This is a genomic window from Micromonospora sp. DT231, assembly GCF_049847025.1.
In the GTDB taxonomy this organism is placed as follows: Bacteria; Actinomycetota; Actinomycetes; order Mycobacteriales; family Micromonosporaceae; genus Micromonospora.
Map to the genome: position 1 here is coordinate 107642 of NZ_JBNCNO010000013.1, position 13661 is coordinate 121302.

Consider the following 13661-nt stretch of genomic DNA (forward strand, 5'->3'; position numbering starts at 1 on the left):
CATGTCGTACCCCGAGATCCGGCCCCGCCGGCTGCGCCGCACCCCGGCGATCCGCCGGCTGGTGTCCGAGACCCGGGTCGACCCGGCCGAGCTGGTCGTGCCGATGTTCGTCAAGGAGGGGCTGACCGAGCCCCGCGCCATCGGGTCGCTCCCGGGGGTGCTCCAGCACTCCCGGGACTCGCTGCGCAAGGCGGCGGCCGAGGCGGTCCAGGCCGGCGTCGGCGGGATCATGCTCTTCGGCGTGCCGGAGCGGCGGGACCCGACCGGCTCCGGCGGCATCGACCCGAACGGCATCCTGAACGTCGCCATCCGCGACGTGGTGGCCGAGGTGGGCGACGCCGCGGTGGTGATGAGCGACCTCTGCCTGGACGAGTTCACCTCGCACGGGCACTGCGGGCTGCTCACCCCCGGCGGCGAGGTCGACAACGACTCCACCCTGGCCGCGTACGCCGAGATGGCGGTGGCCCAGGCCGCCGCCGGGGTCGGCATGGTCGGGCCGTCCGGGATGATGGACGGCCAGGTCGGCGTGGTACGCAAGGCGCTCGACGCCGCCGGGCACCAGGACGTGGCCGTGCTGGCGTACGCGGTGAAGTACGCCTCGGCGTTCTACGGCCCGTTCCGGGAGGCGGTGGAGTCGGCGCTGGAGGGCGATCGGCGCACCTACCAGCAGGACCCGGCCAACCTGCGCGAGTCGCTGCGTGAGGTGGCGTTGGACGTCGCCGAGGGCGCCGACCTGGTGATGGTCAAGCCGGCGCTGCCGTACCTCGACGTGGTGTCGGCGGTGCGAGCCGCAGTGGACGTGCCGGTGGCCGCCTACCAGGTCTCCGGCGAGTACGCGATGGTCGAGGCCGCCGCCGCGAACGGCTGGGTCGACCGGGAGCGGGTCATGCTGGAGACGCTCACCTCGATCAAGCGGGCCGGCGCGCAGGTCATCCTCACCTACTGGGCGGTCGAGGCCGCCGGGCTGCTGCGTCAGCGCTACTGACCGACTCCGCGGTTCCCGCCGGGGTGGCCATCTCGTCGGCACCCGCGACGGCGGACGGAAGTCGCCGGCTGGTCAGCCAGGCGAGCGCCAACAGCACGGCCGACACCGCCAGCGCGAGCCGGGTGGCCTGCGCCAGGTCCGGCGCGAGGCCGAGCCGGCTCGCCGGGTCGAGCCGACTGGCGGCCGTGATGCCCCCGCCGCCCAGGCTCGGGACGAGCTGGCCCGCCAGCCAGGACAGGGCGGCAGCGACCAGCGCGGTGCCGGCGGCGACCGAGCTGTGCGACACGGTGGTGAGCAGCGTGGAGCCGGACGGCAGGTCGGCGGGCGGGAGTGATCGACTGGCCGCGGTCATCGTCGGCATCAGCGTCGCGCCCATGCCCAGGCCGATGACCGCACCCAGCGCGGCCAGCAGCGGGTACGACGTGTCGGCGTCGAGCACCAGCACCCGGGCCACCGTGCCGGCCACGGCGGTAGCGATGCCGAGCCCGACGACCCGCCGCGCCGAGACGTGGTCGACGAGCCGGGTCGCGACCTGGAGCATCAGCCCGGTGGTCAGCGCCTGCGGGATGCCGATCACCCCGGCCAGGGTGGCCGAGTCACCGCGTACCACCTGCACGTAGGCCGGGATGATCAGGAACGAGCCGAAGTATCCGGCGGCGAACAACGCCACCGTCGCGGCGCCTCCGGCCATCCCCGGGGCGCGCAGCACGGCCAGGTTCAGCAGTGGTTGCCGTATCCGGCCGGCCCGCCAGACGAAGGTGACGACCAGCGTGGAGCCGAGCGCGAGCGGCAGCAGCACAGGTGTGCTGACCACCCCGCCCCGCTCGCCGGTGACGCTGAGCCCGTACACCGCCAGCGCCAGGCCGGGGCAGAGCAGCAGCAACCCGACGACGTCCAGCCGGACCGGTGGTCGTCGCGGGTCGGCGGCCGGCAGCACCGATCGGCCGAGCAACACCGCCAGCAACCCCACCGGCAGGTTGATCCAGAAGATCCACCGCCAGGACGCGTGATCGAGCAGGAGCCCACCCAGCACCGGCCCGATCAGGGGCCCGACCAGGACCGGCAGGCCGAGCAGGCTCATCATCCGTCCTCGCCGCCCCGCCGGCACCGCAGCGAGCGCGAGGGCCATCCCGACCGGGTTGAGCAGCCCGCCACCCAACCCCTGGAGCACCCGGAACACGATCAGCGACTCGACGTTCCAGGCGGCTCCGGCCAGCACCGAGCCGGCGGTGAACAGCAGCAGCGCGGTCAGGTAGGTGCGGCGGGCACCGAAGCGGCCGATCGCCCAGGCGGCGGTGGGCATCACCGCGACCAGGGCGAGCGCGTAGCCGCTGGTGACCCAGCCGATCGTGGTGAGGTTGGTGTCGAGGTCGTCGACCAGCTTCGGGAGGGCCACCACGGTGACCGTGGTGTCGATCACCGCGAGCAGGCCACCCAGGGTCAGGTACCAGCCGAGCCGTCGCGCGGATGCGTCCATGTCGAGGCTCAGGGCCGGGCCCGACGGGCAACGCGCAGCGCCTCGGCCCACCAGGCCAGCTCGCTCAGCGTGGAGTCGGCGGCCTGTCGCAGCGGCTCGTCGTCGACCAGCCGACCGGTCTCGTCGAGCCGTTCCCACGGTGCCCGCAGCACCACCCCGGAGCGGGTGGTGGCGGCCTGCACCTCGGCGAAGACCAGCCGGAGCTGCTCGACCGCGCGGATGCCGCCGGAACCGGCGCCGTACGACACGAAGGCCACCGGCTTGCGGGCCCACTCCCGGTAGTGCCAGTCGATGGCGTTCTTCAGGGCGGCCGGAAAGCTGTGGTTGTACTCGGGTGTCACCACCACGAACGCGTCGGCGGCGGCCAACCGGGCACTGATCGGGCTGGCCGCGTTGCCCCCGGGAGGGGTGTCGACGAGGGGCAGCGGCACCTCGGCGAGGTCGACGAGGTCCAGGTCGAGGTCGGCTCGGCGACCCGCGTGGGTGACGAACCAGTCGGCGATCGAGCGGCCCACCCGAGGTTGACGGACGCTCCCGACGAGCACGGCGACGGTCGGCGGAGCGGTGTCCTCTTGCGTAGTCATGCCTCGGACGCTAGGACTTGAAGTAATAGTGAAGTCAATGGTGGCGGGGGAGTGGCGATGGGCACGTTGACGGTCGGCGAGGTGGCCCGGGAGAGCGGGGTCAGCGGCTCTGCCGTGCGGTTCTACGAGCGGCAGGGCCTCATCTCGGCTGCCCGCACCAGCGGCAACCAGCGGCGCTTCGACTCCGACGCGGCCTGCCGGATCAGGGTGGCGCGAGTGGCCCAGCGCGTCGGCCTGACCGTCAACGACATCCGCGCCCTGCTCGCGGCCCTGCCATCCGACGCCGGGCCGGCGGACTGGCAGGGCGTGCACGATCGGCTGATCGCCGAGGCCGAGCGTCGCATCAGCGACCTGCACGCGGCACTCGACGACATCGGCTCCGGTCGCCGCCTCTGCGACCTCTGACGTCGCCCAGTCGACTCGCCCGGCGGTGTCCGGCCGCGAGGAGGCGCATCGATCGTGGCGCGCTTGATGGAGCGTGCACAGGATGTGGCCTCGGCGGCTGGCCCCGGGTTTCGTTTGGCCGGCCCCTGGCCCCGACCCTCCATGCCTACCTTTGCTCTGCACCCGCGGATGCGACGGCTACGGTCCGCGACTGGCGCATATTGGGGTGCAGAGCAAAGGAGGGAAGGGTTGGGCTACCGTCCCTGCTCCTTGGCGACGAGGACGTTATCCACAGGTCCTTTCGTTTTCCACAGGCTCGGCAGACGGGGCTGCGAGAAACGGAGCGAGCCGGGACGGTGGCGGCATGGACGACTCACCGATACCTCCGGATGCGGGAGCATCCAGCACCGCGCGGCGGCAGGTGATACTCAGCGAGCCCTCCGACACGCCGTGGCCGGTCGTCGGCATTGTCCGGGCGATCCGTCGTCACGCCGACCTGAGCCAACGTGAGCTGGCCCGGTGGGCGGAAGTGCACCATGCGACAATCGGCCGCATCGAGGCGCCGCTACCCGTCGCACCTGGACACCATCCTCGACCCCGAGCCGGGGGAGTGGTGGGCGGACATCTACGGGCTGGCCCGCCCACCCGAGACGTTCTACCGCAACCGGGAGGTTCGGGACGCGATGCGTCGGCGCAGTCAGTGGGAGGTGCGGGTGGCCCAGCACCGGGGCGATCCGCCGCCGCCACAGCTCTGGCGATACCGCTGACGCGTGGATCGGCGACGGCCCGCCGAACCCCACTCGGGGCGGCGGGCCGTCATCGACCAGACTCCGGGATCAGTCGTCGTTGGTGATGGTGCCCGTCGCCAGCGGGTCGGCCAGTCGCAGGCCCGGTACGCCCGCCACCAGCAGCGTCAGCTTCTCGTCCGACTCCCGCTTGCGGTCACCGCGCACGGTCACCGGGAAGGCCACCGACGTCTGCCCGGCGGCCAACACCTTGCAACCGGCGTACGTGTCGAAGTCCGCACCCGACTGTGCGGTGAGGCCGACGGTGGTGGCGCAGAGCAGCGCCGGCTGGGACAACGGCCGGGACACGGTCGCGGTGAAGGTGAGCTGCCGGGTGCCCTGGTTGCCCTCGACCACGGCCGCGTCGGCGGCGGTGAGCGAGGCACGGGACCGGAACCGGGCCACCTGCGGGTCGTGGTCGCTGGACCCCCGTGAACCGTCGCCGGTGAACTCCGCCGGCCAGTCGGCGTTGATGTGCGCCGCCCGCACCTGCACGAGATCGCCGTAGAACGCGTCGTTGACGAACAGGTGGTCGAGTGTCTGCGCCTGCCCCTCGAAGCTGTACGAGTACGCCGACGCCGGCACCTCCGCGACCAGGTTGTCCCACAGGTTGTGCAGACCCGCCTCGTACAGCGGCGCGAGCTGGTCCGACGGCGTGGGCTGCGCGCCGGTGGCGCTGAGTTCCTGGTGCCCAAAGGGCAACGGATCGTCCGGGCGGGGGAAGACGTTCAGGTCCCCGCCGTAGACCACCCGGGCGCTCTGGTCGGCGGCCTCGATCGCGGTGACGATCGCCGCGCCGTAGCGTGCCTGCTCCCGCCGCTGCCCGACCCGGCCGTCCGGGCCGGAGGAGTAGTGGTTGCTGAGCGCGTACAGGGTGAACCGTTCGGTCGAACCGGGCGACGCTGCCACGCTGAACTTGCCCAGTTGGGGAGCGCGGGTGAAGACGTTGTTCCCGTCCCGACCGGTCGAGGTGTCCACGTCGGAGGGCAGCACCGCGTTGAGCGCCTTCGGGTTCTGCACGTCGGCGTTGGCCGGCAGCCCCGCGGCGCGGTACTGCACGGTCGGTGCCGAGCCGAGCAGCGGGTCGTTCGCCGTCGCGGCCGCCAACGACAACCGGTCCGTGCGGTACAGGAAGGCCGCGGTGATCCCGCGGGCGTCCGCGCCGGTCCGGTCATAGGCAGCGGCGTACGCGGGCCCGCCGACCGCCGCCACCCGGAGCGCCAGCTCCTGGATGCTGTCCGGAGCGCCGTCCGCGTTGTTCGTGTCACCGCAGCTCAGCGCGGCACCGGAGACCGTGCAGATGTCCTGGTCCTCGGCTTCCTGCACCAGGATCAGGTCCGGTGCGTGCAGATCGGAGACGATCTGGTCGGCGAGTGCGCCCAACTGCTGCTGGTAGTCCGCCTCGCTGCTCGGCACGTAGTCGAACGGCGGGTCGACACCCGGGCAGCCGGCGTTGCCGGTGAAATCACAGCCGTCGAACGGGTCGTCGCGGTAGTCGTACAGGTTCTCCACGTTGTAGGTGGCGACGGCCACCTCCTGCGACCGGTCGGCCGGCTTCGGCGGGTTGTTCTTCGACGGGTCGGCCCCGGCGGCGAACTCCGCCTGCTCGACCTGGACGCCGTACTTCTCGAACGAGTAGTAGACCCCGCCCACCGCGTCCGCGCGCAGCGTGTCGAAGGTGTGCGCCGGCGGGAGCAGTGCGGCGCTGTCCCCGGCGGTGGCCTTCACGCCCATGCTGCCGAGCAGCGTCCGCTGGCCGTTGCCGTCGTCGAAGCGGCGGGTCGGGTCGTTGTCCAGCGGGTGCGAGTCCCGGAAGACCCGCCGGGCGTACGGGTCGGCGCGGTCCAGCAGCGGGTCGTCGCGGTCGACCACCCACAACTCGGCGTCGGCGGTGGAGGAGAAGACGTCCCGTCCGCTCACCGCGCCGCTGCCCGCGCGTACCCGCATCCGGGCGCCCTCGTGCCGCTCCCAGAAGCGCAGCGCGTCGGTCAGCTCGACCGGCGGCACCGCGTCGGTCACCGCGACAGTCGTGTCCACGGCCAGGCCGGTGGCGATCCGGCGGACCAGCGACGCGCCGGAGAGCTGGGTGAAGGTGTAGTACTCCGACACCCGGGCCCGCAGCACGACCTCGTCGCCGACCGTCGGCACGTAGCCGCCGATCAGCGACGTGAAGGCGCCCATGAACACGAAGACGCCGTCGGAACTGGTCGGGTCGCCGTCGGTGTCGCCGGTACGGCTCTGCAGGAAGAAGCCGTGCTGCTCCGCGCCGGCCGACGTGCGGGCCAGGGTCAACTGGGTGATCACGCCGCGTACGTCGTACATCGTGCTGCTCGTGCCGTTGCCGCTCGCCGGTGCGAGCGGCGACCGGTCGGTCGGACCGGCCTCGGCGTCGGTGGTCGGGCCCTGCACCTCGCCGACGGTCAGCTCCCGGGTCACCTGCACGGCCAGCGCGCAGGTGGCGGTGCCACCGCCCGCGTCGGTCGCGGTCAGGGCGACGGTGTACGCCCCGGCGGCGAGGTCGGCGCTCACGCCGATCGTGGCACGGGCGGTGCCGCCGCTGCCCTCCGCGGGACTGAAGGCGGTACGGGTGATCGAGCCGGCGGACGGGATCGGGCTGACCGAGGTCACCGCCAGGTCGACGATCGTGTCATCGGGGTCGGTGGCGGTGACCTCCCGGCTCGCCGCCGTGCCCGCGCTGGTGACCAACGGGCCGCCGCAGGTCAGCGTGGCCGGGACGTCGACCGGGCCGCCGCCGTCCACGGTGTGCGTGCCGAGGCCGTCGAAGGTGTCCACCGGGAAACCGGCCCACTGGGCCGCGGGGTCGAACGCGTCCGTCGGGTCGGTGTCGCCGCTGGTCACAGTCGGCAGGCGGCGCAGTGTGTCGTCCGCGGTGCTGGTGACGCCCGCGCCCCACTCGGTGCCCGGGTCGACGCCCACCTGCCCGATCGAGTCGAGCACCGTGGCGCCCCGGAGCAACACGATCGCGTCGTCGCCGTTGAACAGGCTGGCCCCGGTGGTCTGGTCGGCCTGGGCGAGGACGGCGGCCCCGGCCGAGGCGCTGGCGAACACGAACACGTCACCGGCGGACACGTTCCCGGTCAACGCGATGGTGGTGGCCGTTGTCGATCCGTTGAAGTAGAGCTGGAGCCGGTAGCCGTCGGCGGCGAGGTCGACCGGGGCCCCGGTGCCGTTGAACAGCTCGATCGCCTTGTTGTTCGACGAACCCTCGACGTACTCCGAGATGAACAGATCGGTGGGCGCGGCGCTGGCCGCGGTGGGTGCGACGCCGAGCGCCGTGATGGTCACGGCGGCGGTGGCGGTCGCGAGCGCGGCGATTGAGCGGCGCGGGCGCATAGGGCCTCCACGATGGGTGGATGGGAGTCAACGCACGTTAAGGTGCGCGATGGTCCAGCGTCCATCCCCTAGTGGACAGTTGCGTGAATTCCCTCAGCGCGGCGGATCGAGTCGGTGCACCAGCTCCGCGACGTCGACGCTGTATTCCCACCAGTCCCGGTCGGGCTGGTAGCCCAGCTCGGCGTTGACCTTCAACATCGCCTCGTTGGCCTGCGCGTTCCAGGTCTGTACCTCGATCAGCTCCGGCTCGGCGGAGCGCAGCTCCAGCAGCATTCGGGCCTTGATCGCCCGGTCGATGCCGTAGCCCCGGTGGTCCTGCGCGACGATCGTGTCGTACTGGTCGGCACGGGTCGGGTGCTGCGCGGGTACCACCACCTCGGTCAGGCCGGCCACCTCGCCGCTCTGCTCGTGCCGGGCAAGCACGATGTACGGTTTCATGCCCCGCCGGTGCAGGGTGTCGAGGCTGTCGCGCAGCCGCTCCGGCTCGTAGGAGCTGGGGCGCAGCTCACCGTCGTCGACGTCGCGCACCTCGGCCTTCGCCCGCGCGTACGCCTCGATCAGGTCGTCCGGTGGCCCACCCGGGAAGAACTCCAGGTGGTAGCCCGCCGCGATGCCGTTGGCCATCTGCGTCAGCTCGGCCCAGTCGACCGCGGTCAGGTCGAGCACGCTGCGCGTCTCCACGTATTCCTTGGTGAAGCCGAGCGACTCGTAGAAGCCGACCGCGGGCGTGTCACCGACCACCTCGACCCCGATCGAACGGAAGCCCTCCTGGTAGACCCGGCGGGCGGCACGCAGGACCAGGTCACGGCCGAGGCCGCCGCGCCGCACGGACGGGTGCACCAGCACCTCGAGCACGCCGATGTCACCGAGGAGCAGCACGTGCACCTGGCCGAGCACCGCGCCCGGATCACCGGGGTCGGTCGGCTCCGCCTGGGCGATCCAGGAGATCCGCCGTTCGCCGGGCATCACCTCGGCGAGGTATTCGCGCAGTGAGGTCTCCCGCCACGGCGGATCCTGCGGCAGATCGGCCGCCAGCACCGCGTTCAGCGTGACCAGCAGCGACGCGATCTCGGCGGACGACGCGGTCCTAGGGTCCCACTCGCGCACCATCACCCGTCTAGCTTGCCGCTAACAGAGGCCGGGGGGAAGTGTCCAGTTCTCCAACGTATCGAGACGATCACTTCACAGGCGACTGGCCCGTCCGTACCGGTTGGCGGTGTCGTAGACCTCCTGGGCGTACCGCCGTACATCGTTGTAGGACAGGATCGCGTTCCACCAGTCGCCCGGGATGCTCAGGTTGCGACCGCCCTTGCAGAGGTAGTTCCCCGCTGCCAGGGCGGCGTCGTCCAGGTCGTGCGGGTCCTTGATCCCGTCCTTGTCGGCGTCCGCGCCGATCTCCTGCCAGGTGGTCGGGATGAACTGCATCGGCCCGATCGCCCGGTCGAGCGTCGTGTCCCCGTCGAGCACCCCACGGTCGGTGTCGATGATCCGCATCCGGCCGCCGTTGCCGTCCAACGGCAGCCCGATGATCTTTGGTAGCGCCTTGCCGTCCTGCCCCAACCGGGCGCCGTTGGCCGAGCCGTGCCCCGATTCGACCTGCCCGATCGCGGCCAGCGTGGTCCAGCTCAGCGCGCAGCTACGGTTTGTCTGGGCGAGCATCAGCTCGGCGTAGCCGTACGCCTGCATGGCGACGGCCGGAATGTTCACCCTGGCGCTGATTTGCTGCGCCCAGCCAGCCAGGGCGTCCGACGGCCGCCCGCCGCCCCCCGGACCGATGCCGGGTCCGGTGGGCAGTCCACCGCTGGGTAGTCCGCCACTGGGCAACCCGCTGGGCAGCCCGCCGCCCGGTAGCCCGCCACTGGGCAGCGGGCCGGTGGGGACCAGCCCGGTGGGCAGTGGACCGGTGGGCAGGCGGGACGCCGCCCCTGGCGGCACGGTGGGCGTGCCGGAGGCGTCGGCCGAGACCGGGCGGGGTGCGCGGATCGTGGCCGGCACGAGCAGGGCGCCCGCCGCAGCGGTCGCGGCCACAAGCGCCAGCAGGAAGAGGCCGGGCAGGGTGAGCCGACCACTCGGTCGGCCAGCCCAGGCCCGGGTCGCGCGGGCGGCCGAGGCTGCCATCTGGCGCGGCGGCAGCCGAACCGCGTGCGCGAACGGCACCCGCCGTCGCCGGGCGGGGCCGGACGCCGGTACGGGGGACAACTCGTCCACGGTTGTCTTCGCCGGGTCCGCGGCGGCCACGATGACGGTCTTCGCGTCGTCGGCGGGCGTGCCGGTCTTCGTGTCGTCGGCCGGTGCGCTGGTCTTCGCGTCGTCGGCGGGCGTGTCGCTTTTCGCGTCGTCGGCCGGTGCGCTGGTCTTCGCGTTGTCGGTCGGCGTGTCGGCGTTCGGCCCGGTGGCGGACTTCGACGTGGCCGGATCAGTGGCGCTGCCGGCCGCCTTCGGGTCGTCGGCCTTGGGGGCCGTTACCTGCGTGTCGGCGCCGCCGTCCGCGACCGGATCGGGCTTGGCCGGGTCCTTCGTGCCGCCGTCGGTCACGCCCGAGCCCGGTTCGGACGTGGCGGCGTCGGTCGGGCTGGGTGTGGTCGGCGTACTCGCGGTCCGGCTGCTCAGCCAGGGCCGGCGGGGGCGGGGCACCGCGCGGACCGGGTCGGGCGCGGCTCCCGAGCCTTCAAGTGGCCCGTCCAGCGGCGCGGCCGGTCGTAACGGTTGCACACGCGTGTCGTCCTCGCCGTCCACCACCCGTCGAGTATCACCCATCCTCCGCCGGACGTCAGATCCACGTACCCTGGGTGCATGCCCCGGTACGAGTTCCGCTGCCGCGCCTGCGGCGACACTTTCGAGGTCAACCGTCCAATGGCGGCGGCCGCTGACCCGGCCTCCTGCCCGCAGGGACACGCCGACACGGTCAAGCTGCTCTCCGCGGTCGCGGTCACCGGCCGGGGTGGGGCCGTCGGTGGTGCCCCGGCACCCTCCGGTGGTGGGTGCTGCGGAGGCTCCTGCGGCTGCTGATCGGACCAATTCACCGCCACCTGGTGGGCTGGCCTTGCCGTGAGCGGGTCCGAGTGGCACTTTGAGGCGGCATCTGCCCGACCGTTCTTACGATGCGTTACCGCTCGGACTCAGGCAGCATGAACCCGACGTCACGGGCGGAGGTTCCACGCATGTCGCCACGGATCCAGCTCCCGAGCGGTTGGGTGACCTTCGTTTTCACCGATATCGAGGGCTCGACCCGGCTGGCCCAGTTGCTCGGCCCCGACTACCGCCCGGTGCTCGCCGAGCACCGCCGGCTGTTGCGCCGCACGCTGGCCACCACGGGTGGCGCGGAGCTGTTGACCGAGGGCGACTCGTTCTTCCTGGCCTTCCAGGACGCGACGGCGGCGGTGACCGCCTGCCTGACCGCCCAGCGGGCACTGTCCAGCCACGACTGGCCGACCGCCGAGGCCGCACCTCGGGTGCGGATGGGCCTGCACACCGGTTACGCCGAGCCGCGCGACGGCGACTACGCCAGCCCCGAGGTGCATCGGGCTGCCCGGGTGGCTGCCGCGGCGCACGGCGGGCAGGTGCTCTGTTCGGCGCCCACCGCCCGTCGGGCCGAGCCGCTGCCACCAGGTGCGACACTGCTCGACCTCGGTCTGCACCGGCTGCGCGGCTTCGACGACCGGGAACGACTCTTCCAACTGGTCGCGCCGGGCCTGGAGCGGCAGTTCCCGCGCCCGCGCACCGCCGACGCGGTGGCGCACAACCTGCCGACCCAGGTGACGTCGTTCGTCGGTCGGCAGGCCGAGCGCGTCGAGTTGAGCCTGCTGGTGGAGCAACACCGCCTGATCACGGTGCTGGGCGCGGGCGGGGCGGGCAAGACCCGGCTCGCGGTGGAGTTGGCAAGCGGGGTCGTCGAGGCGTACCCGGACGGGGTGTGGTTTGTCGACATCGCCGCGGTGACCGACCCGGGGCTGGTGGCGTTCGCGATCGCCGCGGTGCTCGGCCTGCGACCCGAGCCGGGTCGGCCGATGCTGGACACCCTTGTCGAGTACGCGGCCGGTCGCCGCATGCTCGTCGTCCTGGACACCTGTGACACCCAGCCGGCCGCCTGCGCGGAGGTGATCGCCAGGTTGTTGTCCGGCGGCAGGGGGGTGCGGGTGCTGGCGACCAGCCGTGAGTCGTTCAGCCTGCCGGGCGAGGTGGTGTGGCGGATCCCGCCGCTGTCGGTCGACCCGCAGGCCGACGGTGTGGAGAGCGACGCGGTGGCGCTCCTGCTGGACCGTACGGCGGCGGCGCGGGGTGGCCGGCGGCCGGACCCGGCCGAGTCGGCCGACCTCCGGCGGGTGGTGCAGCGGCTGGACGGGTTGCCGCTCGCCATCGAGTTGGCCGCCGCCCGGCTGCGGGTGCTCTCGGTGGGCCAGCTCGCGGAGCGCCTGGACGATGTTCTCGGCACGTTGGACGCCGGCCGGGAGGACCCGGATCCGCCACCCGTGGAGCGCGGCTGGTCCGGCAACCAGCAGGACACCGTGGACCTGGTCGCCGCGGCGTCCGGGGCGTCGCCGCCCACCCCGGCGAGCAGGGCGGTGCAGCGGTCGGCCACGGAACGGCACCTCACCATGCAGGCCACGGTCACCTGGTCGTACCGGACGCTGGGCCCTCGGGCCGCCCGCCTGCTGCGCTGGCTGTCGGTCTTCGCCGGCCCGGTGGACCTGGCGACCGTGGAGTGGCTGCTGGGTGACGACCCGCTGGATCCCCTCTCGGTGCTCGTGGACAAGTCGATGGTGCTGGCCGAGCCGCGAGCCACCGGCAGCACCTACCGGATGCTCGACCCGATCCGGGCGTACGCGGCGCGGCGGTTGGCCGAGGCGGGTGAGGAGAAGGCCGCCCGGAACCGGCATGTGGCCTGGTCGGCCCATGCGGTGGACCGGGCACACCTGGGTCAGGACGGCCGTCCGGTGACGCTGTCGCTCTATGCCCTCGATCCGCTGGCCGGGGAGGTACGCGCCGCGTTGCGGTGGTGCGCCACCGGCGGCAGCGCCCGTGCCGGTCTCGGTCTGGCCGGCGGCCTGGACCAGTGGTGGCTCGAGCGGGGCCTGGCCCGGGAGGGGCGGCTGTGGCTGTTTCGGTTGTACGGGCGGCTCGCCGAGACGGGTGAGCGGATCCCGGAGGCGGAGCTGGCGGCGGTTTACCACATGCATTCGCTGCACGCCGGCGCGGACGGTGAGTTCGCCGAGGAGCTGCGTTACTCCCAGCGGGCGGAGGCGGCCGCCCGCCAGGCCGGTGATGCCGGTCTGCTGGCCCGGGTGCTCGCCGGCCGGGCCGCACCACTTGTCGACATGGGGCAGTTCGTCGAGGCCGAGCGGGTGTGCCGGGAGGTCATCGACTGGGCGCACGGGCAGGACGTGGTCGGCGAGGCGTTGTTGGCGGTGTTCAGCCTCGCCGAGCTGCTCTGGCGGCGAGGCGCCCTGGCCGAGTCGGCGGACCTGCTGGGGGCGGTCCGCCCGGTGGAGGCGGCCCGTCCGGTGGAGCGGGGCCGGCGGTCGGTGGACATGCTGCTCGGGATGGTCGCGCTGGCCCGGGGCGATGTGATCGCCGCTCACGAGCACCTGCTGGTGGCGCTGCGCTCGCGGATGGGTCATGGCTACCACGGTCGGGCGTGTGACACGTTGAACGCGGTGGCGGTGCGCTGCGCGATCGGCGGGGACCGGTTGACCGCGGCTCGCCTGTTCGGGGCGGCGCAGGCCACCCGGGCGAGCATGCGCGCGACCCCGGGCATCTACGGCGGCTACTGGGCCGAACAGCAGGCCGAACTGCGCGCGCAGTTGGGCGACGCGGTGTTCGACGACGCGTACGGCGAGGGCGCCGAGTTGGGGCTGGACGAGGCCGCGGCGCTGGCGCTGGACGTGGAACATCCGGACCTGGCCGCCGATTCGACACGCTTCAGCACCGGCCTGTCCCAGCCCACCCCCCGCCACCCCGCCAACCCCGACCGCCACCCCGCAACCCGAACCGAACGCGCCTAACCACCCCCACCCCCGCCCACCCCGCCCACCCCGGCGATCTTGCACTTTCTGTCGTCACGTAACGGTGCCAAAGTGGCAAACCGGCGACAG

General features: G+C 72.7%; 10 protein-coding genes. 5 read left to right on the forward strand and 5 right to left on the reverse strand.

What is annotated here, in order from left to right:
- Position 1 precedes the first annotated feature (1 nt).
- Complete coding sequence (gene hemB, locus ACPXBU_RS27685) at positions 2–985, forward strand: porphobilinogen synthase (protein ID WP_425760310.1); 984 nt, start codon at positions 2–4, stop codon at positions 983–985.
- Here hemB and ACPXBU_RS27690 read toward each other — a convergent pair.
- Both ACPXBU_RS27690 and ACPXBU_RS27695 read right to left on the reverse strand, forming a co-directional pair.
- Positions 936–2462 carry a DHA2 family efflux MFS transporter permease subunit gene (locus tag ACPXBU_RS27690; RefSeq protein WP_425760311.1) on the reverse strand — a complete coding sequence of 509 codons (1527 nt, stop codon included), beginning with the start codon at positions 2460–2462 and terminating at the stop codon, positions 936–938. The two genes, hemB and ACPXBU_RS27690, sit on opposite strands and share 50 nt — an antisense overlap.
- An 8-nt stretch (positions 2463–2470) precedes the next feature.
- Positions 2471–3046, reverse strand: coding sequence for an NADPH-dependent FMN reductase (locus ACPXBU_RS27695; RefSeq protein WP_425760312.1), 576 nt, complete (start codon positions 3044–3046; stop codon positions 2471–2473).
- A 57-nt stretch (positions 3047–3103) separates the two neighbouring features.
- Between ACPXBU_RS27695 and ACPXBU_RS27700 the strand changes: the two genes are divergently transcribed.
- Both ACPXBU_RS27700 and ACPXBU_RS27705 read left to right on the forward strand, forming a co-directional pair.
- Positions 3104–3451, forward strand: coding sequence for a MerR family transcriptional regulator (locus ACPXBU_RS27700; protein ID WP_393369955.1), 348 nt, complete (start codon positions 3104–3106; stop codon positions 3449–3451).
- A gap of 515 nt (positions 3452–3966) precedes the next feature.
- A complete protein-coding gene (locus ACPXBU_RS27705) occupies positions 3967–4197 on the forward strand; it encodes a hypothetical protein (protein ID WP_425760314.1) in 231 nt (76 codons plus the stop codon).
- A 69-nt stretch (positions 4198–4266) separates the two neighbouring features.
- Here the strand turns inward: ACPXBU_RS27705 and ACPXBU_RS27710 are convergent, their stop codons facing one another.
- From ACPXBU_RS27710 to ACPXBU_RS27720, 3 genes are all read right to left on the reverse strand, one after another.
- On the reverse strand, positions 4267–7569 hold the full coding sequence (locus ACPXBU_RS27710; protein WP_425760315.1) for a lamin tail domain-containing protein: 3303 nt from the start codon (positions 7567–7569) through the stop codon (positions 4267–4269).
- A gap of 93 nt (positions 7570–7662) precedes the next feature.
- Complete coding sequence (locus ACPXBU_RS27715; protein ID WP_393370458.1) at positions 7663–8679, reverse strand: GNAT family N-acetyltransferase; 1017 nt, start codon at positions 8677–8679, stop codon at positions 7663–7665.
- 72 nt (positions 8680–8751) lie between these two features.
- Complete coding sequence (locus tag ACPXBU_RS27720; RefSeq protein ID WP_425760399.1) at positions 8752–10305, reverse strand: lytic murein transglycosylase; 1554 nt, start codon at positions 10303–10305, stop codon at positions 8752–8754.
- 57 nt (positions 10306–10362) lie between these two features.
- Here ACPXBU_RS27720 and ACPXBU_RS27725 point away from each other — a divergent pair, with 57 nt between their 5' ends.
- Both ACPXBU_RS27725 and ACPXBU_RS27730 read left to right on the forward strand, forming a co-directional pair.
- Positions 10363–10578 carry an FmdB family zinc ribbon protein gene (locus ACPXBU_RS27725; protein WP_425760316.1) on the forward strand — a complete coding sequence of 72 codons (216 nt, stop codon included), beginning with the start codon at positions 10363–10365 and terminating at the stop codon, positions 10576–10578.
- A gap of 152 nt (positions 10579–10730) precedes the next feature.
- Entirely contained in the window at positions 10731–13571 is a 2841-nt protein-coding gene (locus ACPXBU_RS27730; protein WP_425760317.1) for an ATP-binding protein, read from the forward strand.
- Positions 13572–13661 lie beyond the last annotated feature (90 nt).